Below are 25,231 nucleotides of genomic sequence, written 5' to 3' on the forward strand. Positions count from 1 at the left end.
TTTCCGAGGATCATCCCCCCTCGTCGGGGCGGTCTCCCCGGGGGAGGAAGCCGTACTTCTCCAGCTTGTAGTACAGCGCGGAGGTCTTGATGCCCAGCAGCCGGGCGGTCTCCGTCTTCACGCCGCCGGCCTTTTCATAAGCGCGGGCGATGAGCTGGCGCTCCAGGTCCTCCAGGATGTCCGGCAGGGGCCGGTCGCCCTGGGGCACCGGCAGCCCGGAGTCCATGCGGGGCGTCTGGCCGGACAGGTGCGGGGGCAGGTCCGCGGGGGTGAGCGTCTCCCCTTCGGCGAAGACGAGCGACTGCTCCATCACGTTCTCCAGCTCGCGCACGTTGCCGGGCCACGCGTGGCGGGTGAGCGCGTGGAGCGTGGCGTCCTCGATGCCGGTGATGCGCCGGTTCACCCGGGGCGCGTGCTTGGCGACGAAGTGGCGCGCGAGCGCGGTGATGTCCTCGGGCCGCTCGCGCAGGGGCGGCAGGGTGAGCGGGACGATGTGCAGCCGGTAGTAGAGGTCCTCGCGGAAGCGGCCCGCCTTCACCTCCGCCTGGAGGTCGCGGTGGGTGGCGCTCACCACGCGCACGTCCACCTTGAGCGTCTCCTCGCCGCCCACGCGCTGCAGCTCCTTCTCCTGGAGCACGCGCAAGAGCTTCGTCTGCACGGAGGCGGGAATCTCCCCAATCTCGTCGAGGAAGAGGGTGCCGCCGTCCGCCAGCTCGAAGCGGCCCAGCTTGCGCTTCACCGCGCCGGTGAAGGAGCCCCGCTCGTGGCCGAACAGCTCGCTCTCCAGCAGCGTCTCCGCCAGGGCCGCGCAGTGCACCACGACGAAGGGGCCGCTGCGGCGCGGGGACTGCTGGTGCAGCATGCGCGCGACCAGCTCCTTGCCGGTGCCGCTCTCGCCGCGCACGAGCACGGTGGCGTCGCTGGCGGCCACCTTGCGCACCTGCGCGAGCAGCTTCTGCATGGGCTCGCTGTCGCCCACGATGTCGCGGTGGGTGAGGGCGGCGTCCGCGTCGTGCGCGTCGGTGCGGGCGGTGAGGCGCTCCACCTGGCGGCGCGTGGCGGACAGCTCCAGTCCCTTGTCCACCTTGGCGCGCAGCACCTCCGGCGGGAAGGGCTTGGTGATGAAGTCGTAGGCGCCCTCCTGCATGGCCTGCACGGCGGTCTCGATGGAGCCGAAGGCCGTCACCACCATCACCACCGCGCCCGCGTCCAACTGCTTGAGGGCGCGCGTGACGGCGATGCCGTCCATGCCGTCCATCTTCAGGTCCGTGACGACCAGGTCGAAGGGGCCCTTCTTGTACGCGGCGAGCCCGTCCGCCCCGCTCCTCACCGCCGCCACGCTGTGTCCGGAGCGGGTGAGGGTGACGGTCATGCCCTCGCGGAGGGTGTCGTGGTCGTCGATGACGAGGATGCGAGCCATGGCCTGCTCACCTGCAAGGGGCCTGCCGGATGGGGGAGACAGCGACGGCGCGCTCCGGCAGGAGGGCGCGCCCGGGAAGCCGCACCCTACACCGGACCGGGACGGCCGCACGTCCGGCGCGGTGAAAGCGCTGGTGTCCCCCGCGGGGCGTGTGGCAACCCTGGCGCATGGCTGATGCCCCTGCTTCCCTCGTTGAACTGCTCGCGCGCCACGTTCCCCGGGACGACCGGGAGCGCGAGGACCTGGCGCGCATGCGCCACTTCGCCACGGCGCTGACCGAGCCCTTCTCCCGCGCGCAGGATGAGGCGCACTTCACCGGCAGCGCGGTGGTGGTGGACTCCACGGGGGAGCGCGTGGCGATGTTGCACCATGCGAAGCTGAAGCGCTGGTTGCAGCCGGGTGGACACGCGGAAGCCGGGGACGGCGGCAGCATGGAGGCCACCGCGCTGCGCGAGGCCCGCGAGGAGACCGGGTGCCGCGTGCACCTGCACCCCACCGCGCCGCGCCCGCTGGACGTGGACGTGCACACCATCCCCGCGCGCAAGGACGAGCCCGAGCACCGTCACCTGGACGTGCGCTACCTCGTGGTGGCCGAAAACCCGGAGGCGCTCGCGCACGACCCCGCGGAGTCGTTCGGCATCCAGTGGCTGGGCTGGGACGAAGCGCTGGCGCGCGCGGATGAAGCCCCCCTGCGACGCATGCTGGATAAGGCGCGCGCGGCCCTCGCGGATGGGGTTTGAGGATGGGAAGTCCAGTGTCCGAACGTGCAGGGCCCACATGCCTCCGACGACACTGCCTCCGGGGCCCCCGGAGGATTTGAAACACAACGGCGTCTCAAACTCCGGGCCTGCCTCCGGGGCTGATGGCTGAAGCAGGGCCCTCCCGGCAGCGTGGAGGTGCTTGGGCGGGTGAGGGAGGCCATGGCGGCCTGTCACTCGCTCCGAGCTGGAGTACGCCCCATGTCGTCTCCCGCCGGAAGCAGCAGCCGTGTCGCGGTCCCGGAAGTCGTCCCCATGCCCCCACCCGGGGAGGAGGCCGTCTTCCGGCGCTACCTCCCCGCCGCGCTGAAACACACACCGCATCCGCAATGGATGGAGGCGATGCTGGAGTCACTCCGTCCGGAGTGGCAGGCCGCCTGCTGGCCGACGTTGTTCGTGGAGACGGCCGCGGGCCGACACCCGCCCCTGCGCGCATGGCAGCGCTTCCTGGCGGACTGCTTCCCCATCGTCGACAACTTCCCCAAGTACATGGGGCTGTCGTTGGCGAAGACGACGTACGGCGTGCGTCCGGGCGACGCGAGCATCCGCCGCTGGCTGTTGCAGAACCTGGGCGTGGAGGCCCGGCACGCCGAGTGGTGGATTGACTGGATGCAGGCGGCGGGTGTCGACCCGCAGCGGACCTTCCAGGCGCCGCTGACGCCCGCCGTCCGGGCGCTGCACCAGCACCTGCTGGAGACGTGCCGTCAGGGCTCGCTGGCGGAGGGCGTGGCCGCCGCCAACTGGGCCATCGAGGGGGTCACCGGCGTCTGGACGCGGGGCGTGGTGGAGGCCTTCAACGACTACGCGCAGGACGGCGTGCGCATGGACACGTACTCGACGCGCTGGCTCCGGGCGCATGCGCGCTACGACGACGCGCATCCCGACGAGGCGCTGGAGGTCATCAAGCTGTCCGTGGACGCGACGGGGGAGGACCCGGCGCGCGTGGTGGCCGCGGCACGCCAGTCCCTGGTGCTGCTGGCGCGCGTGTTCGAGTCCTGCATCGAGGTGTGACGGCTGATCCGGTGACGTGAGCGGAAGACGAAGCAAGGCGTGGTGAGCAGGGGGGACGTATGGAGACAGACAAGACGGACGGCATCCAGGACTTTGCCTGGCGTGGGATGTGGTTGTTCCTGAGGTGGGTGCTGCCTCCCTCCATCCTCTGCGCCTACCTCATCGCGATGGCGATGGGGCTTTCGAGCCAGGAGGGGCTGGAGGTCACCGCCATCATCCTGCCGCCCATCGTCCTGGTGTTCGGGCTGGTCCACCCCTACGTGTCGCTGCGATGGCTGGCGGTCTGGGCCCTCCGCGCCCGGCCCGGGGACGGCCCCGGCGACCGGCTGCACCGCATCCTGGAGCTGCCCTGGCGCTCCATGCTCTTCACCACCGCGGCGGCGTGGACGCTCGGGGGGTTCTTCTTCAGCCTCCCGCTGTGTCTGTGGTTCGACAAGGACTGGTTCCGTCTGGGCCTGGGCACCGTCATCGCCTTCTGCTTCGGCGTGGTGGTGGCCTTCCCGTTCGGGTTGGGGCTGGAGCGGCTGGCGCTGCCCTGGGCCTTGCGCGAACAGGATGCGCACCCGGAGGTGAGGCCCGTGGGCTCCGGGCCCTTCTGGCCCCGGCAGACGTGGTTCCTGCCGCTCACGTTCCTGGCCACCATCTTCGCCACGTTGATGCTGAGCGCGTGCGTGGTGGTGGTGAAGCTGCTGGGCGTGCGCAGCCTGCTGAAGGAGGTGTTGCTGGCGGATGGCGCGGTGCGGTCCGCCTCGCGGCTGGATGACGTGGGCAGCTCGCTGTTCGTGGAGCTGGCCTTCGCGCTGCCCTGGGTGGGCGCGCTGGTGTTCATCCTGCCGGCCTTCACCATGGGGATGCTCGCGCGGCGGCAGGTCACCAGCACGGGCGCGGTGCACGGCGCCATCGCCGGGCTGGCGTCCGGGCGGATCCGCTCACCGCGCTGGGTGTCCACGGACGAGATGGGCGACCTGGCGTCGGGGCTGAACGGGGCGCTGAACCGGCTGCGGCAACTGCCCCGGATGCTCCAGGTGTCCGCCCAGCGGCTGGGGGCGGCGGGCGCGGACCTGCGCGTGTCCAACGACGAGCAGCACCAGGGGCTCACCCGGCAGTCGGCGGCGCTGCACGAAACGCAGGTGACGTCGGAAGAGCTGCGGCGGGCCTCCCGCGTCGCCGCGGACTCCGCGGAAGAGGTGCTGCGCGTGGCCCGGCGCGCGGAGGTGCTGGGGAAGCAGGGCGAGGCCGCGGTGGTCTTGAGCCTGGCGGGGCTGTCGTCCATCCGGGAGGTGGTGTCCGGGGTCCAGGAGCGACTGTCGCGGCTGGAGGAGCGCACGGTGCAGATCGGGGAGATCACCGGGGCCGTGAAGGACCTGGCGGACCAGTCCCACGTGCTCGCGGTGAACGCGGCCATCGAGGCGGCTCGCGCGGGCGAGGTCGGCCGGGGGTTCGCGGTGGTGGCCCGGGAGATGCGAGGGCTTGCGGATCAGTCCGTCCAGGCCACGCGGCGCATCCGCGAAATCCTCACGGACATCAGCGAGGGCATCCGCGGCGCGGCCTCCATGAGCGAGCAGGGAGAGCGTCAGGTGACCGCGGGGCTGGAGCAGATGCGGGCGTCCGGCGAGTCGCTGCGCGCGCTGTCCCACAGCTCCCAGGAGAGCTCCGATGCGGCGCGGAGGATCGCCAACGCGGTGACGCAGCAGAACGCGGCCTTCGCGCAGATCGCCACCGCCATCACGGACCTGGCGCAGCTGATGGATGGCACCCTGCGGCGGCTGTCGGCCACGCAGGAGGCCACGCAGACGCTGCAGCTCGTCTCAGGGGAGGTGGGGCAGATGGCGCTGCAGCTCGACGCCGAGGAGGCCCCGTCGCCCCCCGTCAGCGACGTGCTCCCGGCGCCTCCCCAGCAGCGGCCGGGAGACAGGGCAGCGTGAGCGTGAAGACGGTGTCACCCGGCGTGGAGCGCAGGGCGAGCTCGCCGCCATGCGCGCGGACGATCTTCCGCGCGAGCGGCAGGCCCAGGCCGGTGCCCTGCTCGCGGGTGGTGAAGAAGGGCTCGAAGATGCGCTCGCGCTCGGACTCGGGGATGCCGGGGCCGTGGTCCTGCACGTCGATGGCGTAGGCCCCGTCGCGGGGCTGGCCGCGGACGCGCACGTGGCTGCCGGGGGGCGCGGCCTGCACGGCGTTCTTCACCAGGTTCACGAGGGCGGCGGTGAGCAGGCTGCCGTCCGCCTCCAGGTGCGCGGGCGCGGCGTCCACGTCCAGGGTGATGCCCTTGCTGCTGGCGTCCACGGAGAGCATCTCGCACGCGCTGGAGACGAGGTCGGGGGCCTCCAGCGGCGAGCGCGCCAGCGGCTGTTCGCGGGCGAAGGCGAGGAAGTCCTCCACGATGCGCTGGAGGTACGTCACCTCGCGCTGGATGCGGTCCACGTGGCTGCCCGCGTCCGCGTGGGCGCCCGCGCGCAGGTCCTCCTGGAGCAGGCCGGAGAAGAGGGCGATGCCGCCCAGCGGGTTTCGCACCTCGTGGGCCACGCCCGCGAGCATGAGCTTGAGCTGCCTGTCCCGGCTCTCCAGCGCGCCGCGCATGACCTCCAGCTCGCGCGCGAGCACGCCAATCTCCCGGGTGGGCTCCGGGGGCACGGGCGTCGTGAGGTCCCCCCGGCCGATTCGCAGCGCGGAGTCCATCAGCCGCCGCAGCGGGCGGGCCAGGCCCCGGGCGGTGAGCACGGCGATGAGGGCGAGCGCGACGAGCGCCACGCCACTGGCCATGACGAAGGTGCGCCACAGCCGCCGCAGCGGGCCGAAGAAGGCCGCGCTGCCCTCCACGCCGATGGCGCCCACCACCTGGCCGTCCTGCACCACGGGCGCGTAGCCCGTCTTGTAGAGCAGCCCGTCGGAGCCGGTGAAGAGCACCTGACTGGCGGCGCGCTCACCGGCGAAGACGCGGGTCAGCTCCAGCCGGTCGCGCGCGAGCTCCGGGACCTCGGCGCCCACGGGCAGGTTGCCGCCCACGTCCGTGCGCACGAGGCCCTTCGCGTCCACCGCGTACACGCGGCGCACGCCGCTGGCGGTGCGCACGCCGTCCAGCAGTCGCACGAGGTTGCGCCAGGTGCGGGTGCCGGACACGTCGTCACCGGGCTCGATGGTGAGCATGCGCTCGCCGCTGACCTGGCTGGCGGTGGCGGCGGCGAGCGCGGACAGGCTTGAGCCCAGCTCGTCCTCCAGGCTCGCGCGCGCGAGCGCGTACACGGAGGCCCCCGCCACCACGAGGAAGAGCAGGGTGGGCAGGAGGAACGCCAGCAGCAGCCGTGCCGACAGCGAGCCCAGCGCGTCCCGCAGGCGGGAGGAATGGGGGCGAGGCTTCATCCGGGCGGCGCTCCTTGGCTCGCATCAAACGGCATGCCCCGGGCCCTGGCCAGTCCTCGTTCCGGTGCGCGGACGAACCTGTCGCCGTGCGCGTCAGGAAGGGGCTCGCGGCGCACGTCGGTACTTCCGGGGCGCCAGGCGCGCCGGGGGCACGACATGCGACTGGGGCGATTCAGCGGAAGTGCAATCTGGATGCTGGCGCTCGCGGCGTGCACCACGCCGGGCTCCGGCGCCCTGCCGGTGGGGCAGTTCGGCTACACGCGCTACCACAGCGCTTCGCCGCCCCGGCACTCCCAGGCTCCGAAGGAGTCCTCGGGCGCGGGTGGCACCGTCGGCGGTGACGTGCTGGGGCGCTACCTCGCGTTCATCCAGGAGAAGCGGGCGGCGCTGAAGAAACCCGCCGTGACGGAGGCGGAGCGTCAGGTGGGCCATGCCGCCCTGAATGAGCTGTTCATCTGGGCCCTTTCACGGACCGAGGAACAGCTCGCGGAGGACGCGCCGCTGGAGGTGTACCTGCGACTGAAGGTGCAGCACGGACAGCGGCAGCACGAGGACGGGGTGCGCTCGACGCGGGTGGAGGCGAAGCTGGAGGAGTACCACCGCTGGGCGGATGCGCGCGGCCAGGCCCTGGCCGAGGCGCACTTCCGCAGGCTGGGCCGGGATGGGCTGCTCACCGAGAGCGCGCTGTACGAAGAGACGCAGCGGGCGCTGGTGGAGGCGGTGCTCGACTGGGCCTATTCGCACACGCAGGACCCGGACTTCACGCGCAAGAGCCCGAGTGAGGTGGCGCTCTACCTGCTGGCGCGCAACAGCCTGTTGGCCTCGGCGGTGGAGGCGGGCCGCAACGCGCCCCCGACGTGGGACCCGAGCCTCGAGCCTCCGGGCATTCCTCCCGAGGACCTCGTGCTGGAGGTGGCGGTGGGCCTGCTGCCCGTCGCGGGGGAAGTCGCGGATGTGAAGGGCGTGGTGCTGGGGCAGAGCCTCCTGGGGCATCCGCTGTCGGACGGGGAGCGGCTGTTGTGCGCGGTGAGCGTGGCGCTGCCGGTGGTGTCGGGGCGCCTGCTGACGGAGGGCGCGCAGGGCGTGGAGCGCGCGGCGCTCCTGACGGGTCGGAGCCTGCGCGAGGTGCAGGTGCTTCAGCGGGTGGTGCAGCACCTGTCGCCGCGAGAGGCGCAGGAGATCCGCCGGGTGCTGCGAGCGGCGGGTCGCGGCGACGTGGTGACGGCGGACGACGTGGCGAAGCTGCAAGCCGTGGCGAAGCGGTTGGAGAGTCCGCTGGCCGAAGCGGGCCGTGTCCTGGGACAGGGCAAGCGCGTGGCCCTGGTGGGCTCACGGGCGACGGCAGAGGGAGCACGACTGGTGCCCGGCAGCGCGGAGCACCTGGCGCAGGCATGGGTGGACTACCAGTTCCGTCACCCGGGCAAGTACAGCCGCTTCCAGTACGCGGTGGATCCGGAGTGGGAGCGGCTCTACCAGACGGTCATCAAGAACAAGGGCGCGGGCAGTGAGTTCGAGCAGGCCGTGCTCAAGAACCAGGGCTACCCGAAGAACACGAGCCTCCTGTTGCCTCCTCTGGGGAGCAAGGCGCAGGGGTTCGTTCCGGATGCCGTGACGGGGCGGCGCCCTGGCGATCTCGTCTGGGGCAGTCCGTACGATTTCGTCGAGGTGAAGGGCCGCGCGGAGCTGTCGCTTACGGGCAACCTGGAGGCCATGATCGAATACGTGGACAAGTATGGCGGATCCATCGAACTCTGGACCCGTTCAGCCAGGCACGCAGCCGGGGCAACCCACCTCTCCGGGCCGCTGAGCAAAAAGCTGGAAACTCTTCGTAGACGGGGCAAGGCGACGCTCAGACCCTTCCCGTGAGGACAGGTCATGGCCCTGCGGTACCTGCAAACGGATTTCCACCTTCCTCCCGGCGTCCCCCGGACGAGCACCGTCCGCGACCTGGTCCATCGGTTCTTCGCGGGGTACCGCTGGTTCCAGCCAGTTCGCTTCGGGGGGGTCAACATGGCGGAGCGGTTGGAACCCGGGCCGTTCGACCCGGATGTCCTCGCGGCGTACTACGACGAGTTCAAGGGATTCACGCTCGGCGCGAAGACCGATAGGGACTTCCTCCAGCTCTCGCCAGAGCGCCACGGCAGGTATCCCTACACCGGCATGTTCACCTGGTCGACCTCCGTCGTGGAGGCGAAGAAGCCCGGCTGGCGTGAAGCCCATCTGCGACAGGTCGTTGAAGTCATGCACCTGCTGGGCTCACCCCTCGTCCAGTCCGGCATCGGTGACGACTTCGAGCGCAAGAACAACCGCATGGTGCCGAACGAAGACGGCTTCGGCTCAACGTGGGTCTTCAACCTGCGCGACTACAGCGAAGGCCTCACGGGCCTCTTCTGGCGCAACATCTTCGGCGCCCCCTTCGTAAAGCACTTCGGCTCCCGCCTGGACGCCATCCCCGCCACCCAGCGCCAATCCCTGGACGGCGGGCTCGTGCTCGTCCAGCCCTACGAATTGCCCACCCAGGCCATGACCCCGGAAGGGGACACCGCCGAGGCCCGGCTCATCACCACGCTGGGCCCCGAGTCCTTCTTCGACCTGCCCACCCTCACCCGACCCACGCGCGTGCCGGACCCGGCCTCCCTGCCACCGCCCGTGTCCTGAGCCGTCAGTCGAACATCGCGGCCAGCGCTTCGCTCAGCGTCTCCACGCCCACCACCTGGAGCTTCGTGGGCTCCAGTCGCCGAGCGCTGCCAGCCGGCATCACCACCCGCTTGAAGCCCATCTTCGCGGCCTCCGCGAGCCTCGGCTCCATCTGCCCCACCGCGCGCACCTCGCCCGCGAGCCCCACCTCCCCCAGCACCAGCGTCTTCGGATCCAACGGCCGGTTCTGCAGGCTGCTCACCAGCGCCGCGCACACCGCCAGGTCACACGCCGGCTCGCTCAACTGCATGCCGCCCGCCACGTTGACGAACAGGTCGCAGCCCACCAGCGGAATCTCTTCCTTCTTCTCCAGCACCGCGGCCAGCAGCGCCACGCGGTTGCCGTCCACGCCAATCGCCGTGCGCCGCGCGGTGCCGTAGCCCGTGGGCGCCACCAGCGCCTGCACCTCCACCAACAGAGGGCGCGTGCCGTTGAGCGTGCTCGTCACCACGCTGCCGGACTTGCCCTGGGGCCGCTCGGAGAGGAACAGCGCGGACGGATCCGCCACCTCCATCAGCCCGGAGCCCTTCATCTCGAAGACGCCAATCTCGTTGGTGCTGCCGAAGCGGTTCTTGTGCGCTCGCAGGAGCCGGAACGGGTGGCCGCGCTCGCCCTCGAAGTAGAGGACCGTGTCCACCATGTGCTCCAGCACCCGGGGACCCGCGATGGAGCCTTCCTTCGTCACGTGCCCCACCAGGAACGTGGGCACCCCGCTGCGCTTGGCGAACGCCATCAGCCGGCCCGCCACCTCGCGCACCTGGGTGATGCTGCCCGGCGCGTTCCCCAGCTCCGGCAGGTACATGGTCTGGATGGAGTCCACCACCAGCGCCTGGGGCTTCAGCGCCTCCGCCGCCGTGAGCACCCGCTCCGCGTCCGTCTCCGCGAACAGGTGGATGTTGTCGCTCTCCACCTTCAGGCGCTCGGCGCGCATCTTGGTCTGCCGCAGGCTCTCTTCACCCGACACGTAGAGCACCGGCCCGTGCCGCGCCAGCTTGTCCAGCGCCGCCAAGAGCAGCGTGGACTTGCCGATGCCCGGGTCACCGCCCAGCAGCACCAGCGAGCCGCCCACCACGCCGCCGCCCAGGACGCGGTCGAACTCGACGATGCCCGTGCGCCGGCGCACCTCCGTCTCCCCCGTCACGTCCTGGAGCTTCACCGGCCGGGAGGCCCCGCCCGACGCGCCCCACGCCGGGCGCTTGTCGTCCACCTTCGCCTCGGCCTCCTCCAGCAGGGAGCTCCAGGCCCCGCAGTCCGGACACTTCCCGAGCCACTTCGCCGTCTGGTAGCCGCAGGCCTGACAGGTGTAGTGCGTCTTTGCCTTCGCCATGGGTCAAGGTGTCTAGCCCATACCCCTGACGTTTCCTCGCCCCGCGTGAAGCCACGCAAGGAGGGCAGGCAAGCAGGCTGTACGCGATCAGGTAGCGGGTTGCCCCACAGGGAGGGGCAGCCCAGTTTCTGGTCCACGGGCGTCGCACAGAGCGGGCCCCCCACACAGGGAGGTTGTCATGGGGATTATCGCGTTTCTGGTGATTGGTCTGGTTGCGGGTCTCATTGCGCGCGCCATCATGCCGGGCAATCAGTCGATGGGGCTCATCGCCACCACGCTGCTCGGCATCGCCGGTTCGTTCGTGGGCGGCTTCGTCGGTTCGCTGTTCTCGAGTAACGGTCGCATGTTCGACCTGCACCCCACGGGGCTGCTCTTCTCCGTCCTGGGTGCGCTGGTCGTGTTGTTCCTCGTGGGCCTCGCCGGCCGCGGTCGCCGCGTCCACGTCTAGCCAGGCAGCGCTTCCCTCCGATGAGGCGGGAAACAACAGGGGGACGTCCGTGATGCACGGACGTCCCTTCTGTCTTTGCGGGCTCCGGATGCGGCCTCGTCAACCCCCTGACGCTCAGGCGTTGACAATGGGCCTGGGGCCACGCAGCGTCGGGCCCCTGAAGCCCTGCTGAGGAGCCAGAGCCCGCATGTCCGACACCGCCGAGTCCTTCCACGGCCACGCCCACCACGCCGCCCCCGCCCCGGAAGGGGTGACGGTGCGACACGACTGGTCGCTCGCGGAGGTGCGCGCGCTCTACCAGTTGCCGCTCCTGGATCTCGTGCACAAGGCGCAGACGGTCCACCGGCAGGTGTTCGTGGAGAACAAGGTGCAGCTGTGCTCGCTGCTCTCCATCAAGACGGGCGGGTGTTCGGAGGACTGCGCCTACTGCCCGCAGGCGGCGCGCTACAAGACGGGCGTCAAGGCGGAGAAGCTGATGGCGGTGCCGGAAGTCCTGGCCGCCGCCACCCAGGCCCGGCAGGCCGGGGCCACGCGCTTCTGCATGGGCGCCGCGTGGCGTGAGGTGAAGGACGGCCCGCAGTTCGACAGCGTGCTGGAGATGGTGCGCGGCGTCCGGGCCCTGGGCATGGAAGCGTGCGCCACGCTCGGCATGCTCACCGACAGCCAGGCGAAGCGTCTGCGCGAGGCGGGGCTGTCCGCGTACAACCACAACCTGGACACGTCGCCGGAGCACTACGGCGACATCATCACCACCCGGACGTTTGACGACCGGCTGCGGACCCTGGACCGGGTGCGCGACGCGGGCATCTCCGTGTGCTGCGGCGGCATCATCGGCATGGGCGAGTCCGTGGATGATCGCTGCAACCTGCTGCGCACGCTGGCCAACCAGGAGGTCCACCCGGAGTCGGTGCCCATCAACGCGCTCGTCCCGGTGGAGGGCACGCCGCTGGCGGAGCAGCACCGCGTGGAGACGGTGGACATGGTGCGCACCATCGCCACCGCCCGCCTGCTGATGCCGCAGGCCATGGTGCGCCTGTCCGCGGGCCGCATGCAGATGAACGAGGAGGCGCAATTGCTCTGCATGCTCGCGGGCGCCAACTCGCTCTTCTTCGGGGAGAAGCTGCTCACCACCGGCAACCCCGAGTACACCCAGGACATGGCGCTGCTGGAGAAGGCGGGCATCCGCCCCCTGGAGCCCCGGCAGGACTGGTGAAGCCCGCCGCTCCCGTCGCGGACGGCTGGGCGCGCGCGGACCTGGAGGCCCTGTCCGCGAAGGGCCTGCGCCGCGTGCTGGAGCCGCTCGACTCGCCCCAGGGCGCGGAGGTGCGCCTGGGTGACGAGCGGCTCGTCAACTTCTCCTCCAACGACTACCTGGGCCTCGCGGCGTCGCCCGCCGTGCGCGCCGCGGTCCTGGCCTCGCTGGAGCGCTACGGCGTGGGCTCCGGCGCCAGCCGCCTCGTGGTGGGGGACATGGTGCCGCACCAGCGGCTGGAGGCGCGGCTCGCCCGCTTCGAGCGCGCCGAAGCCGTGCGCCTCTTCAACTCCGGCTACGCGGCCAACACCGGCATCATCCCCGCGCTGGTGGGCCCCGGTGACGCCGTCTTCTCCGACGCCCTCAACCACGCCTCGCTGGTGGACGGCTGCCGGCTGTCTCGCGCGCGCGTCGTCGTCTACCCGCACGCGGATGCCGCTGGCCTGGCCCGGGCGCTCGCGGAGACGCCCGGCCGGCGCAAGCTGGTCGTCACCGACAGCGTCTTCTCCATGGACGGGGACGTGGCGCCGCTCGCGGAGCTGGTCGCGGCGTGCGAGGCCCACGGCGCCGCGCTGATGGTGGACGAGGCGCACGCCACCGGCGTCCTCGGTGCTCGCGGCGCGGGGCTGTGCGAGGCGCTGGGGCTGGAGGGCAGGGTGGACCTGCGCATGGGCACGCTGAGCAAGGCGCTGGGCGGAATGGGGGCGTATGTGGCCACCTCGCGCGCGGTGGCGGACCTGCTGGTGAGCCGCGCGCGGCCCTTCGTGTACTCCACCGCGCTGCCCCCGGCCCTGTGCGCTGGCGCCGAGTGCGCGGTGGACCTGGTGGAGCATGACCCCGCTCCTCGCGAGCGGCTCTGGGGGCACATCCACCGGTTCACCGCCGGGCTGCGCGCGCTGGGGATTCCGGCGGAGGCCCGGAGCGCCATCTTCCCGGTCATCCTGGGCGAGCCCTCGCGCGCGCTGGACGCGGCGCAGCGGCTGCGCGAGGCCGGGCTGCTGGTGAAGGCCATCCGCCCGCCCACCGTGCCGGACGGCACCAGCCGGCTGCGCTTCTGTCTCTCCGCGGCCCACACGACGGGCCACATCGACCTGGCGCTGGAGGTGCTGCGACAGGTGGGAGTCTCCCGTGGCCCGTAGCCGTGTTCCCCGCTTCTTCGTCACCGGCACGGACACCGGCGTGGGCAAGACGCAGGTGTCGTGCGCGCTGCTGTCGCTGATGCGCGACGTGGTGGACCTCATCCAGGCCTTCGCCCTGCCGGTGGTGCTGGTGGCGCGGGCGGGCCTGGGCACGCTCAACCACGTGGCGCTGTCGCTGGAGGCGCTGGCGTCCCGGAAGGTGTCCGTGCGGGCGGTGGTGCTGTCGCGCGGGGTGCCCGGAAGCGACCTGGCGGAGCGGGACAACCGACGCTACCTGGAGGCCCGCCACGGGGTTCAGGTGCTGGGCCCGGTGCCCCATGTGGAGGACGCGAAGAAGCGCCGGCTGGCGTTCCGGCGCGCGCTGGCGCCGCTGGTGCCCGAACGCGCGCGGGCCCGATAAATCGGCCTCCGCCGCGTTCGGCTTCCGGGCGGGTGCTACAGGTCGCGCAAGTTTTCGCGTGGTGGTGGCCGCGAAATGGACGTTCCGTTTGTTCCGCGCGAGAAAGCCGGCACGAATGGCGGACATCATCGACATCACGCTCCTTGCGGACGTCCGACGCTTCTTCCAGAAGCTCATCGAACAGCGCGGTCTGTCCTACTTCCTCCAGAAGGACGGACCGCGGTTGTTCCAGCTCGAGCCCTCCAAGGTCGAGCTGGTCCTCCGCACCGCGATGCGCACCCGTGACCCGGAGCTTCCCCAACCGCACGAGAAGGCCATCGATCATTGCCGGCAGGAGCTGCGCCGCGAGCTCATCCGCCGCGTGGCCAGCGCCATGCTGCAGACGGGGCTGTGAGCCGCTTCTCGCTCCGCTCCGCCTTTCCGCGCACGCCCAATCCGCTGTCCCAGGCCGTCGCCGAGCGCCAGTCGCGCGGGCTGCCCCTGCTGGACCTCGCGGAGAACAACCCCACCCGCGTCGGGCTGCCCCAGCCCGACCCCCGCGTCCTGGCGCCGCTGACGCCAGGACCGCCCGCGCTCCACGCTCCGGCCAGCCCCCCGGGTGACCTCTCCGGGCACGGCCCGCTCGCGACGGATGCAGGGGACGCCCCGAACGCGAACCTCGCGCACGCACCGGCCCCCCCCGTGAACCCGGGCTCGCCCTTCGCGTACACGCCGGAGCCCTTCGGCCTGCCCTCCGCGCGTGAGGCCGTGGCCGCGCACCTGTCCGCGAGGGGCGCGCCCGTGTCCGCCTCCCACGTCGTCCTGAGCGCCAGCACCAGCGAGGCCTACGGGTGGCTCTTCAAGCTGCTCTGCGACCCGGGGGACAGCGTGCTCGTCCCCGCGCCCGGCTACCCGCTGGTGGACGTGCTGGCGCGCCTGGAGGGCGTTCACGCGCGGCCCTACCGGCTGCCCGCGGTGCATGGCTTCGGGCTGGACGCGGGCGCGGTGGAGGCGGCGGTCGACGCCCGCACGCGCGCGGTGCTGGTGGTGAACCCGGGCAACCCCACCGGCCACTTCCTGCACGGGGGCGAACTCCAGGCGCTCGCGGACGTGTGCGCGCGCCACGGCCTCGCGCTCATCTGTGACGAGGTGTTCTCCGACTTCGGCTGGGACACCGAAGCGGGGAGGGTGACGTCGGTGGCGGGACGGGCCCTGCCGTGCCTCACCTTCTGCCTGTCCGGCCTGTCCAAGGTCGCGGGCCTGCCCGGCCTCAAGCTGTCCTGGCTGCACGTGGGCGGCCCTGTCGCCGTGCGCGACGAGGCCCTGGCCCGGCTGGAGGACGTGGCGGACGCGGCCCTGTCCGTGGGCACGCCCGTGCAGCTCGCCCTGCCCGCGCTCCTGGCGCACGCGCCGCACTTCCAGCAAGCCCTCCTGAAACGCGTGAAGGGCAACCGGGAGCGGCTGATGGCGGCGCGCCCGGCGGACGCGGCCTGGGACGTGGTGCCCGCGCACGGCGGCTGGAGCGCGGTGCTGCGCATCCCCCGCGAGCCCGGCGAGGAGGCCACCTGCCTGCGGCTCCTCGACGAGGGCGTGCGCGTGCAGCCGGGCTACTTCCACGACTTCGGCGGCGGTGCGTACCTCGTGCTGTCGCTGCTGCCGACGCCCGAGGTCTTCACCGCCGCGCTCGCGCCGCTCGTGCGCGTGCTCTGCGCCTGACGCTGCTCAGTCCGCCGACGGGTTGATGAGCTGGAGCGTGCGGAAGCCGTTGGCCTCCACCTTGAACAGCTCGTAGGGCGACGGGGCCTCACCCGTGTCGTTGTTGAAGTCCAGCTCGCCGCTGGCGCCCTGCACGTTGATGCTCCGGCCATGGCGCAGGCTGTCTCGCGCGTTGGTGAACTGCACCGGGCCCAGTTGGTAGCTGGTCGCCGTCTGCCCCGCGGCGGGCGTCACCTTCGTGAGCCCCTCCGCGATGCGGGTGCCGGTGACAGGCTGCGGGTTGCCCAGGTCGTTGCCAATCGCGTACGCCGCGCCCAGCGTCACCAGGTACATGGCGTCATACGCGTGCGCGGTGAAGGAGAACTGCCCCGGGTCCACCTTGTAGGCGGTGGTGAAGCGGTCCGCGAAGAACTTGTAGGTGGGTTCCTGGGGCCGCGCCGACGCGGGCGCCGTGCCGTAGGAGCCGACGATCTCGCTCTTGCCCGCGCCCAGGTTCGTCAGCAGGGTGGGGTCCTTGCTGGCGTCGGTGAGGAACCACCGGTTGCCGTTGGCCATGGACACGCCCGCCGACACCGCCGCGGGCAGCAGCCGGGAGTTGTCCTCGGTGAAGCCCGCCAGCACCGTCAGGTCCGGCTTGAAGGCCACCAGCCGGTTCACCGCGCCCGCCACGTCGCTGTTGCGCTCGTACTGCGCGCCGTCCAGCTGCTTGGTGGTGAGCCTGCTCAACAGCGACGAATACAGGCCCTGGCCGTAGGTGTCGTTCACGTACGCCACGCCCACCTTGTTCGGCGACACGAACGTCGCGCCCGGATCATTGATGACCGTGGTGCCCCGGAGCACGTCCGCGATGACGCGGCCCTGGAGCGCGTCCGAGGGCGTGGTGCGCCACACCAGGCCCACCGTGCCGCCGTTCTTGTCCTCCAGCGAGGTGAAGGCCGCGCTGGTGGCCGTGTGGCTCATCAACAGCACGTTCTTCGGGATGGTGATGGAGCTGATGCCGATGGTCTGCGCGCTGCCCGCGCTGAACACCGCCACCGTCTTCTTGTCATCCACCAGCCAGCGCGCCTGCGTCTTGGCGTTCTCCACGTCCGCCTGCGTGTCGCAGACGTAGAGGACGAACTGCCGGCCGCCCACGCCCTCCAGCGAGTTCACCTCGTCCAGCGCCAGCTTCAGCCCGTTGAGGCGCTGCTGCTCAATCTCCGCGGAGCCGCTGCGGTTGGTGAGCGGCACCAGCGCGCCCAGGGGAATCGCGTTCGCCGCCGACGTGGCGCCAAACACCTGCCCGCACCCGGCCGGCTGCGGCAGGCAGAAGCCGGCGGTGCAGATGCTGTTGGTGCCGCAGTCACCGCTCGTGTCGCATTCGGACAGGCCCCCCGCCGTGGTGAAGCTGCACCCGGAGGTCAACAAGGCCATGCCCAACGTCATCATTCCCAGCGCGCGCATCAGAAGTGGACCTCCATGCCAGCCCCGACCCCGCGCGGCGCGAGCGTCACGCGGACCTCGCCCTGCGTGGGAGGGCCCTCTTTGGGATACAGGATGATGGCGGTGATGGCGCCCGCGATGCCCACGCCGAAGCCGATGTCCGCGAGCAGCGCCTTGCTGCGCGTGCTGTCCGCGTTCGTCTCCTTGGCCTCCAGCGTGGCCGCCTTGTCGAACTGATCGCGCGCGTCCCGGGCCTGCATGCCGAACAGCACGCCCGCGCCCACGCCCAGCACCGCCACGCCGCCCACCGCGAAGGCGCCAATGCGCTGGCGCTGGTAGGACTTCAGCGCGCGGTCGTACTCCGCCTGCCGCTGGCGCTGGCTGTCCTCCTCCGCGCGCCGGGCCGCCTGCTGCTCCTCCTCCGCCTGCCGCCGCGCCGCGTCCGCTTCCGCCTCCAGCCGCTTGCGGTCCGCGTCCGCCACCGCCTGCGCCTGGTCCTCGCGGTCCAGCTGCACCCGCAGCCGGTCGATGGCGCGGTTGCTGTTCTTCAGGAGCGCGGGGTCCGTCTCGTCGCTGGAGCTGGTGACGTACTGGCGGTACCAGGTCATGGCCTCGCGAGGCTCGCCCGCGTACTCCAGCGCCACGGCGATGTTGTAGATGAGGCGCGGGTGCGGCTGCTGCTCGTGCGCCTGCTTCAGCGTCTCCGCGGCCTCGCGGTACTTGCCCGCGTCGTACAGGCGCTTGCCTTCCTTCAGCAGCGACTGCACGTTGGGGCTCTTGGTCCCCCGCTGCGCCAGGGCCGAGCCCGGAGCCAGCGCGAGCGCCAGCGACAACACGAAAACCAGTCTCATGGGGCCGGGAGCCTAGCGCCGAACCCCCCGGGCGTCGAAGTGGCGACCCCCCAAATGCACCGGGGCCGCCCCCACCCCCTGTCTCCAGGAGGCGGCCAGGCGGCCCCGACGGGACTTCCCTCCGGCTTCAGCCGGCGATCAACCGTTCAGGCGGGAGATGAGCAGCTTGCGCTGCAGCATCAGGGCCTCGGGGGCCTTGGTGCCCAGCTGCTCGAAGAAGACCTCCTGGCTCTTGAGCTCGCTCTTCCACTCGTCCTCCTTGATGGAGGTGGCCTCGGCGACGGCCTCCTGGGACAGGTCCAGGCCCTCCAGGTTGAGGCCGTTGTCCTGGCGCGGCACCCAGCCCAGCAGCGTCTCCTGCGTGGGGACGCGGCCGTGGACGCGGTTCACGATCCACTCGAGGACGCGCATGTTGTCCCCGAAGCCCGGCCAGATGAACTTGCCGTTCTTGTCCTGCCGGAACCAGTTGACCTGGAAGATCTTCGGCAGCTGCGGGATGGACTTCTGCATGTCCAGCCAGTGCTGGAGGTAGTCACCCATGTGGTAGCCGCAGAAGGGCAGCATGGCCATGGGGTCGCGGCGCACCACGCCCACCTTGCCGGTGGCCGCGGCCGTCGTCTCCGAGCCCATGGTGGCGCCCAGGAACACGCCGTGGGTCCAGTTGAAGGCCTGGATGACCAGCGGGACGGTGTTGGAGCGGCGGCCGCCGAAGATGAGCGCGCTGATGGGGACGCCCATCGGGTCGTTCGCCTTGGTGCTCAGCACCGGGTTGTTGCTCATGGGGGCGGTGAAGCGGCTGTTCGGGTGCGCCGCCTTCTCCGCGCTGCCCTTCTTCCAGGGCTTGCCCTGCCAGTCCGTGAGCTCCTCGGGGACCTCGCCGTCCTTGCCCTCCCACCACACGTCGCCGTCGGCCGTGAGGGCCACGTTCGTGAAGAGGGTGTCCCTGGAGATGGTCTCCATGGCGTTGGGGTTGGTCTTGTTGTTGGTGCCCGGCACCACGCCGAAATAGCCGGCCTCCGGGTTGATGGCGTACAGCCGGCCGTCCGGGCCGGGGCGCATCCAGGCGATGTCGTCGCCCACCGTTTCGATCTTCCAGCCCTTGTACTCCTTGGGCGGGATCATCATCGCGAAGTTGGTCTTGCCGCACGCGGACGGGAAGGCGGCGGCGACGTAGGTCGTCTCACCCTTGGGGCTGGTGACGCCGAGGATGAGCATGTGCTCGGCCAGCCACCCCTCCTCGCGGCCCAGGTAGCTGCCGATGCGCAGGGCGAGGCACTTCTTGCCCAAGAGCACGTTGCCGCCATAGCCGGAGCCGAAGCTCCAGATGGTGTTGTCCTGGGGGAAGTGGCAGATGTAGCGGCGGTCCGGGTTCACGTCACCGGTGGAGTGCAGGCCGCGGTTGAAGTCGTCGCTGTCGCCCAGCATGTCCAGCGCGGCCTTCCCCATGCGGGTCATGATCCGCATGTTGAGGACCACGTAGTCGCTGTCCGTCAGCTCCACGCCAATCTTCGTGAAGGGGCTGCCCAGCGGGCCCATGGCGTAGGGCACCACGTACATCGTGCGGCCCTTCATGCAGCCTTCGAACAGGTGGCCCAGCTTCGTGTACGCGGCCTCCGGGTCCATCCAGTTGTTGGTGGGGCCCGCGTCCGTCTTGTTCGGCGTACAGATGAACGTGAGGTGCTCGACGCGCGCCACGTCGTTCGGGTTGGAGCGGTGCAGATAGCAGCCGGGGCGCGTCTTCGGGTTGAGCGGGATGAGCGTGCCGTCCTTCACGGCCTGCTCCGTGAGGCGCTGCTTCTCCGCCTCGGAGCCGTCGCACCAGACGATGCGGTCGGGCTGCGTCATCGCGGCCATCTTGGCAACCCACGCCAGCAGCGTGGGGTTCTTCGTGGGCGCCTGCTCGGTGGCGGCGGCCGCTTGCGTCGAAGCCATGGAAGTCTCCTCGGGGTGTTTCATGCGCGGATCTCCCGCGTACCGGTTCGGAAAAGGGGCGAAGACCCTACCAGCGGAAGAACATTTAACCTTCTGGAGCGGGGCCCCAAATGCAACCGACGTCCGGCAGTCAACCGGACTTTCGCCCGCTCTGGCCTAATTCCACTTATCAGCGCCCGGTCCCCCATCAGTAAACGGCGCGGTGCGGCATTCTCTGCCGGTGCGTCAGGGCGTGCCCAGGTTGGGGGCCCCCCATGTCCATCCTCATCGCCCTGGCCGTCCTCGCCGTCGCACTGTTCCTGTTTTCCATGGAGTCCATCCCGCTGGAGTTCAGCTCGCTGGCGGTGGTGTGCCTGCTGGCGCTGAGCGGGGTGCTGACGCCGGTGCAGGCGTTCCAGGGATTCAGCAACGACACGGTCATCTTCATCTTCACGCTGCTGGCGATGACGCAGGGGCTGGCGGCCACGGGGGTGGTGCAGATCATCGGGCAGCGGATGGCGTTCTTCGCGCGCTTCGGCCATCAGGTGTTCGTGCTGGCGATGATGGGCGTGGTGGCGACGTTCTCGTCGTTCATCTCCAACACGGTGACGACGGCGGCCTTCCTGCCGGTGGCGATTGGCGCCGCGCAGCGGGCGAAGGTGCCGCGCAGCAAGGTGCTGATGCCGCTGGCGTACGCCTCCATGCTGGGCGGCACGGTGCTCCTGTACGGCACGTCCACGAACCTGGTGGTGTCCGCGGAGCTGGTGCGGCGGGGGCTGCCGGGCATTGGCGTGGCGGAGCTGGCGCCGGTGGGGCTGCCGGTGGTGGTGCTGGGCATCGCGGTGGTGGTGCTGCTGGGGCGGTGGCTGCTGCCCTCGCGCGAAGGGAAGCCGGGGGCGGAAGGCTGGGCGATGCGCGACTACCTCACGGAGGCCGTGCTGTCGCCGGACTCGCGCTACCTGGGCAAGCCGCTGGCGGAGATCAGCGAAGGGCTGGGCCTGCGCGTGCTGGGCGTCATGCGCGACGGCGAGACGCGCTCCGCGCTGCCTTCCTACGTGTTGCAGGGCGACGAGCGGCTGGTGGTGGAGGGCAAGCGCGAGGACATCCTGCGGGTGAAGGCGCTGCAGGGCATCGAGCTGCGGCCGGACGTGCGGCTGTCGGACGCGGAGGTGGAGGGGCCGGAGTCACTGCTCGCGGAGGTGAGCGTGCCGCCCGGCAGCCCGCTCGTGGGGCGCAGCCTGAAGGAGACGCTGTTCGTGGAGCGCTTCGGGCTGGTGGCGCTGGCGCTGCACCGCAGGCCCGCCATCCAGCGGCTCACCAAGCTGCAGCTCTTGAAGCGCACCCGCGAGGAGCATTCGCTGTCCACGCTGCCCCTGTCGGTGGGGGACGTGCTGCTGTTGCGCGGCCCCCGCCAGCGGGTGGCGGAGCTGGCCCCGGGCACGACCCTGATGGTGCTGGAGGGGCACGAGTACGAGCCTCCTCGCTACGCCAAGGCGCTCCTGGCGGTCCTCATCTTCCTGGGCGCGCTCGTCGTGGGGTCGGTGGGGTGGGTGCCGCTGTCGGTGGCGGGGCTCACCGGCATGCTGGCGATGATCGCCACCGGCTGCGTGGACGCGCGCACCGCGTTCCGCGTGGACTGGCGGGTGGTGCTGCTCATCGGCTGCATGATGGCGCTGGGGCTGGCCATGGAGGTGAGCGGCGCGGGGAAGTTCATCGGGGACCACGTGGCCCGGCTGGGCGCGTATGGCGGCCCGCGCTCGGTGCTGGCGCTGCTGATGGTGCTGACCATCGTGCTGTCCGCGCCCATGAGCAACCAGGCCGCGGCGCTGGTGGTGCTGCCGGTGGCGCTCAACGCCGCCGCGCAGCTGGGCGTGGACCTGCGCCCCTTCGCCATGGGCGTCACGCTGGCGGCGAGCTGTTCGTTCATCACCCCGCTGGAGCCCAGTTGCGTGCTCGTCTACGGACCCGGGCACTACCGCTTCACCGACTTCTTCCGGCTGGGCACGCCGCTGACCGCGCTGCTGGTGGTCTTCCTCGTCTTCGCCGTGCCCCTGGTGTGGCCCTTCCACGCCGGGCCCTGAACGCGGAGCGCGCTCAGTGGATGGCGGCCCTGAGCCCCACGTCCGCCAGCACCTTCGACTCCTGGGCGAGCAGGTGTTGCAGGCGCGCGTCCACGCTGGCCTCGTCCCCGCCCGACGCGGTGACGGCCAGCCGGTGGAAGAGGGACTGGTGGCCGTCCTCGGACTGCGCCAGCTCCCCGTAGAAGCGGGCGAGCGCAGGGTCGGTGAGCCCTTCGGCGAGCAGGGACAGCCGTTCGCAGGAGCGCGCTTCGATGATGGCGGCGACGAGCAGCCGGTCCACGCGCCGCTCCGGGGCGGGGGTGCGCACGTGCTTCTGGAGCCCCTGCGCGTAGGGGTCGCCCGCGTCCTTGGTGAGGGTGAGGCCGCGCGCGGCCATCAGGTCCAGCACGCGCGCCAGGTGGGCGCTCTCCTCGCGGGCCAGCCGGGCCATCTGCGCGGGCAGGCCGGGCAGGTCCGGGTAGGCCTGGAGCATGGACAGCGCGTTGGCGGCGGCCTTCTTCTCGCAGTGGGCGTGGTCCACCAGCACCGCGTCGAAGTTCGCGAGCGCCAGCGGCAGCCAGCCGGGGTCCGTGGGCGCGTGGAGGATGACGGGGCCCGCTCCGGAGAGGGGACGGCGGGTGGGCGTGGGACGGCTCATGCGGGGCGCGACTGTAGGGCATCCGCCGGGCCCTGTGCGCACGCGTCGCGAGGCAACCACGGCCCGCCTCCCCGCCGACGGGCCGGCCGGCGCAGGGGAGGTCGGGGCCGCTTACGGCTCACAGCGGGGGGCGGGTGCCCTCCTTCGCGGCGATGAGGGTCACGACGTAGTCCTCGCCTTCCTGCGCCTCGCTGGCGACGAAGATGGCGCCCGGCCACGAGCGCAGGCCGCTCATCATGAAGGGGGCGCTGTCGGCCGCGCTCCGGTGCACCAGCTCCACGCGGCAGAGCGTGGCGCGGCAGTCCAGCGCCTTCACGCGGGAGTTGGAGGGCAGGTGCTGGCGCAGGGTCTCGTTGAGCGTCTGCGTGGCCTTGCCGCTCCAGTCGTTGTCCACCGGCTCGTTGGCGAAGGCGGTGAACACCCGCGTGCGCGACTCCTCGAACGACCCCGTCGGGGGCAGCTCGTCCGGGGGAGCGTCCGCGCCTGTGGCGTCGTCGCCGGGCGGGGTGGCCTTCGGCTGGGAGGGCCCGGGGCCGCGGGCCGTAGGGTTCTGCGCGCCATGGGTGCTCGCCCACATGCGCATGGCGGCCTCCGCGGCGGCGCGGCGATCGCCCTGGTTCGCGGTGGCGCTCGCCGAGGCCTGCCGCACCTGTTCCTTCAGCGCTGCCAGCTCCTGTTCGGACGTGCGCTGGTGGCCGAGGAAGGCGAGCAGCACGCCGACGACGGCGGCCGTGTTGAAGAGGGCGAGGAAGGTCTGGAGCCGGGAGGACATCGGGGCGCTCGCGGGAGGCTTCGGGTGGAGGGGATGGGCCGTGGCTCGACACGGCACCTTCCGCCGGAGGACGTCCTCCGGCGGAAGGTGGGAGAAGCGCGCGTCAGTCGATGCTGAAGCCGCCGATGACGCCGCCGGGCTGCAGGTTGCAGCGGAAGACGAGGGCGGTGTCCTCCCACACGTAGCGGTCGCCCGTGTTGAGGCTCTGCCACTGCATCGGGCCGGCCAGCGTGTACGTCGTCGCGCCCAGGTTCGAGCCGTTGCCCACGCCGTTCACGGTGGTCGTCTCACACCAGGTGTTGTTGCCGTAGAGGTACACGGACGTCGGGTGCCAGCCGACCGTCCACATCGGCACGGTGGCGGTCACCAGACGCGCCGTCGTGCAGTCGTTGCGGATCGCCGAGTAGCTCTGCACGTTCAGACAGCTCACGTCGCCCGCGAAGGACGCCTTGAACGCCGAGCCCGGGTAGTACTGCCACGCGCTCGCCGTGCCCGCGGTCAGCGCCACCACTCCGAAAGCACACACCTTCGCCAGCGTCTGGAAAGCCTTCATCGTCCTGCTCCCGTGAAATGCGGCGGTGATTGGGGCCGCCGGGCTCGCGGATGCCGCGCGCCACGCCTCCCAGGAGCAAGCGCCATGCCCTTCTTCAGGGCTGGCGTGTTTTCAGTTGCTTACGTGCCTTTTTGGCAATCCCCGTTGTTCCGGGGGCCACAGGCCGGTGTTGCCTGCGTGGCCCGGGGGGCAACAGGGGCCGCGCTAATCCACCAGCACGAGCCGCTGGGTGCGGCCGGCGTGGTAGCCCACCTTGCGCGCGATGCGGGCCATGCTCTCGTCGCGCTCGTCGATGCGCAGGGCCAGCCGGGGCAGCGAGGACAAGAGGTGCCGTGAAATCTGCCCCAGGCACAGCGTGGCGTGGCCCGCGCGGCGGCGGTCCGGCGGCGTGTACATGCCCTCCAGCTCCGCGCCGAACTGCGAGCGGCAGCCGATGTCCACCTTGAAGACGAGCGCGCCGTTCTCCTCCAGCACGTAGGTGCGGCGCTGGCGCACGCGCTGGAGGATGCGGGCCTCGTAGTGGGCGGGGTCCTCGGTGAGCGGATCGCGCTCCAGGATTTCGCGCACGTAGCCCTGGGCCAGGGGCACGAGGCGGGGCACGTCCTCCTCGCGGGCCAGGCGCAGGGTGGGGTTGGTGAAGGGGCCCAGGTCGTCCGCGGAGACGCTGAACAGCCGCTGGGTGCGCGACAGGCGCGGCTTGCCCTCACACAGGCTGCGCACGAGCGCGTCCACCGCGGACTTGTCCCCCACGGTGGCGCGCAGCTTCAGGGACGTGGCGAGCGCGTCCGCGATGACGCCCGTGGCGCTGGCGTCGCTGGCGCTGGGCACCACGAGCCCGCCCTCGCCGCCCACGAAGATGGCCGCGGTGAGGACGCCGCTGTCGAAGCGGCCGTGGAAGGAGAAGGCCGCCTCGCGCGCCGGGGCCGCGATGCCGAACTCCTCCAGCAACCCCAGCAGGTAGAGGTTGTGGACGGGGTCCTTCGCCAACAGCGCGCGCAAGGCGTCCGTGTGGGAAGGCACGAGCTGTTCGACGGTGACGGGCATGCGCGGGGGAAGGGGCCCGAACCTTATGCCCAACCCGACCTCACGGGCCAGCCTCCCCAGGTCCTGGGGGCCCCTGGGGCGGCGCGCGGAAGCGGAACGGGTACACGACCCGGGCCGTCCCCCCCAGCCGGGGCGCCGGGAACCGTGCGTCCAGGAGCGAGTCCAGCACGCACGCCTGCACCATCGGGTCGGGGAGGGTGCTGGAGACCAGCTCGCCCCGGTTCATCTTCCCCGCCTCGCCCTCGCCCTCCACTGTGAAGCGCAGCTTCACTTCCTGTGTGCCCGGGTTGCGCTGTGCGGCGTCCTCAAAACATTGCTGCACGAGCGGAGTCACTGACTGGAGCGCCAGGCGCAGGTCCTCCGCGTCGATGCGTCCGGAGGAGGACTCCACCTGCGGCTCCACCACCTCCACACGGCGCGGATCCGGAGCATCGGGGCCTCCGCGCGACGGCGGGG

Annotated in this window: 23 protein-coding genes; 12 read left to right on the forward strand and 11 right to left on the reverse strand. The window is 71.3% G+C overall.

Annotated elements, in window-relative coordinates; all coding sequences use genetic code 11:
- Nucleotides 1-10: 10 nt before the first annotated feature.
- Complete coding sequence (locus D7X12_RS20495; RefSeq protein ID WP_120626969.1) at nt 11-1,420, reverse strand: sigma-54-dependent transcriptional regulator; 1,410 nt, start codon at nt 1,418-1,420, stop codon at nt 11-13.
- Nucleotides 1,421-1,587: 167 nt separating this feature from the next.
- On the opposite strand from D7X12_RS20495, the gene D7X12_RS20500 reads away from it, so the two are divergent.
- The 3 genes from D7X12_RS20500 to D7X12_RS20510 all read left to right on the forward strand — a co-directional run bounded on the left by D7X12_RS20500 (nt 1,588) and on the right by D7X12_RS20510 (nt 5,114).
- Nucleotides 1,588-2,160 carry an NUDIX hydrolase gene (locus D7X12_RS20500; protein WP_120626970.1) on the forward strand — a complete coding sequence of 191 codons (573 nt, stop codon included), beginning with the start codon at nt 1,588-1,590 and terminating at the stop codon, nt 2,158-2,160.
- Between the two features lie 219 nt (nt 2,161-2,379).
- Entirely contained in the window at nt 2,380-3,189 is an 810-nt protein-coding gene (locus D7X12_RS20505) for an iron-containing redox enzyme family protein (RefSeq protein WP_120626971.1), read from the forward strand.
- Between the two features lie 59 nt (nt 3,190-3,248).
- Nucleotides 3,249-5,114, forward strand: coding sequence for a methyl-accepting chemotaxis protein (locus D7X12_RS20510; RefSeq protein ID WP_120626972.1), 1,866 nt, complete (start codon nt 3,249-3,251; stop codon nt 5,112-5,114).
- Here the strand turns inward: D7X12_RS20510 and D7X12_RS20515 are convergent.
- Nucleotides 5,059-6,546: a sensor histidine kinase gene (locus D7X12_RS20515; protein ID WP_120626973.1), complete on the reverse strand. Its 1,488-nt coding sequence runs from the start codon at nt 6,544-6,546 to the stop codon at nt 5,059-5,061. The genes D7X12_RS20510 and D7X12_RS20515 overlap by 56 nt on opposite strands.
- A 156-nt stretch (nt 6,547-6,702) precedes the next feature.
- On the opposite strand from D7X12_RS20515, the gene D7X12_RS20520 reads away from it, so the two are divergent.
- The gene (locus D7X12_RS20520; protein WP_147443744.1) at nt 6,703-8,412 is read left to right on the forward strand and encodes a hypothetical protein; all 1,710 of its coding nucleotides are present in this window, start codon (nt 6,703-6,705) and stop codon (nt 8,410-8,412) included.
- 9 nt (nt 8,413-8,421) lie between these two features.
- Nucleotides 8,422-9,204 carry a hypothetical protein gene (locus D7X12_RS20525; protein WP_120626975.1) on the forward strand — a complete coding sequence of 261 codons (783 nt, stop codon included), beginning with the start codon at nt 8,422-8,424 and terminating at the stop codon, nt 9,202-9,204.
- 4 nt (nt 9,205-9,208) lie between these two features.
- Here the strand turns inward: D7X12_RS20525 and radA are convergent, their stop codons facing one another.
- Nucleotides 9,209-10,570 (reverse strand): DNA repair protein RadA, encoded by a 1,362-nt coding sequence (gene radA, locus D7X12_RS20530; protein ID WP_120626976.1) that lies wholly within the window; start codon nt 10,568-10,570, stop codon nt 9,209-9,211.
- 178 nt (nt 10,571-10,748) lie between these two features.
- Here radA and D7X12_RS20535 point away from each other — a divergent pair, with 178 nt between their 5' ends.
- The 6 genes from D7X12_RS20535 (at nt 10,749) to D7X12_RS20560 (ending at nt 15,504) form a co-directional block, all read left to right on the forward strand.
- Nucleotides 10,749-11,018 (forward strand): GlsB/YeaQ/YmgE family stress response membrane protein, encoded by a 270-nt coding sequence (locus tag D7X12_RS20535; protein ID WP_120626977.1) that lies wholly within the window; start codon nt 10,749-10,751, stop codon nt 11,016-11,018.
- A gap of 187 nt (nt 11,019-11,205) precedes the next feature.
- Nucleotides 11,206-12,231, forward strand: a complete 1,026-nt coding sequence (gene bioB, locus D7X12_RS20540; protein WP_120626978.1) for a biotin synthase BioB — start codon at nt 11,206-11,208, stop codon at nt 12,229-12,231.
- Nucleotides 12,228-13,409: an 8-amino-7-oxononanoate synthase gene (gene bioF, locus D7X12_RS20545; RefSeq protein WP_120626979.1), complete on the forward strand. Its 1,182-nt coding sequence runs from the start codon at nt 12,228-12,230 to the stop codon at nt 13,407-13,409. Before bioB ends, bioF begins: the two co-directional genes overlap by 4 nt.
- Nucleotides 13,399-13,809: an ATP-dependent dethiobiotin synthetase BioD gene (bioD, locus tag D7X12_RS20550; RefSeq protein ID WP_120626980.1), complete on the forward strand. Its 411-nt coding sequence runs from the start codon at nt 13,399-13,401 to the stop codon at nt 13,807-13,809. The genes bioF and bioD overlap by 11 nt, the downstream gene beginning before the upstream one ends.
- 115 nt (nt 13,810-13,924) lie before the next feature.
- Nucleotides 13,925-14,203, forward strand: a complete 279-nt coding sequence (locus D7X12_RS20555) for a hypothetical protein (RefSeq protein ID WP_120626981.1) — start codon at nt 13,925-13,927, stop codon at nt 14,201-14,203.
- Nucleotides 14,200-15,504 (forward strand): pyridoxal phosphate-dependent aminotransferase, encoded by a 1,305-nt coding sequence (locus D7X12_RS20560; protein ID WP_244224669.1) that lies wholly within the window; start codon nt 14,200-14,202, stop codon nt 15,502-15,504. Before D7X12_RS20555 ends, D7X12_RS20560 begins: the two co-directional genes overlap by 4 nt.
- A gap of 6 nt (nt 15,505-15,510) precedes the next feature.
- Here D7X12_RS20560 and D7X12_RS20565 read toward each other — a convergent pair whose 3' ends face one another.
- The 3 genes from D7X12_RS20565 to D7X12_RS20575 form a co-directional block, all read right to left on the reverse strand.
- Complete coding sequence (locus D7X12_RS20565; protein ID WP_120626982.1) at nt 15,511-16,947, reverse strand: ABC transporter substrate-binding protein; 1,437 nt, start codon at nt 16,945-16,947, stop codon at nt 15,511-15,513.
- Entirely contained in the window at nt 16,947-17,777 is an 831-nt protein-coding gene (locus D7X12_RS20570; RefSeq protein ID WP_120626983.1) for a hypothetical protein, read from the reverse strand. Before D7X12_RS20570 ends, D7X12_RS20565 begins: the two co-directional genes overlap by 1 nt.
- 138 nt (nt 17,778-17,915) lie before the next feature.
- A complete protein-coding gene (locus D7X12_RS20575) occupies nt 17,916-19,709 on the reverse strand; it encodes a phosphoenolpyruvate carboxykinase (GTP) (protein WP_120626984.1) in 1,794 nt (597 codons plus the stop codon).
- A gap of 254 nt (nt 19,710-19,963) precedes the next feature.
- On the opposite strand from D7X12_RS20575, the gene D7X12_RS20580 reads away from it, so the two are divergent.
- The gene (locus D7X12_RS20580; RefSeq protein WP_120626985.1) at nt 19,964-21,769 is read left to right on the forward strand and encodes an SLC13 family permease; all 1,806 of its coding nucleotides are present in this window, start codon (nt 19,964-19,966) and stop codon (nt 21,767-21,769) included.
- A gap of 13 nt (nt 21,770-21,782) precedes the next feature.
- On the opposite strand, the gene D7X12_RS20585 is transcribed toward D7X12_RS20580, so the two are convergent.
- The 5 genes from D7X12_RS20585 to D7X12_RS20605 all read right to left on the reverse strand — a co-directional run.
- Nucleotides 21,783-22,406, reverse strand: a complete 624-nt coding sequence (locus D7X12_RS20585; RefSeq protein WP_120626986.1) for a MiaE family protein — start codon at nt 22,404-22,406, stop codon at nt 21,783-21,785.
- Nucleotides 22,407-22,524: 118 nt separating this feature from the next.
- Nucleotides 22,525-23,178 (reverse strand): hypothetical protein, encoded by a 654-nt coding sequence (locus tag D7X12_RS20590; protein ID WP_120626987.1) that lies wholly within the window; start codon nt 23,176-23,178, stop codon nt 22,525-22,527.
- Between the two features lie 103 nt (nt 23,179-23,281).
- Nucleotides 23,282-23,731, reverse strand: coding sequence for a hypothetical protein (locus D7X12_RS20595; RefSeq protein WP_120626988.1), 450 nt, complete (start codon nt 23,729-23,731; stop codon nt 23,282-23,284).
- Between the two features lie 204 nt (nt 23,732-23,935).
- Entirely contained in the window at nt 23,936-24,775 is an 840-nt protein-coding gene (locus tag D7X12_RS20600; RefSeq protein WP_120626989.1) for a GNAT family N-acetyltransferase, read from the reverse strand.
- 40 nt (nt 24,776-24,815) lie between these two features.
- On the reverse strand, nt 24,816-25,231 hold a 416-nt coding region (locus tag D7X12_RS20605), incomplete at its 5' end, for an AgmX/PglI C-terminal domain-containing protein (protein WP_147443745.1).

This window comes from Corallococcus sicarius, from assembly GCF_003611735.1.
In the GTDB taxonomy this organism is placed as follows: Bacteria; Myxococcota; Myxococcia; order Myxococcales; family Myxococcaceae; genus Corallococcus; species Corallococcus sicarius.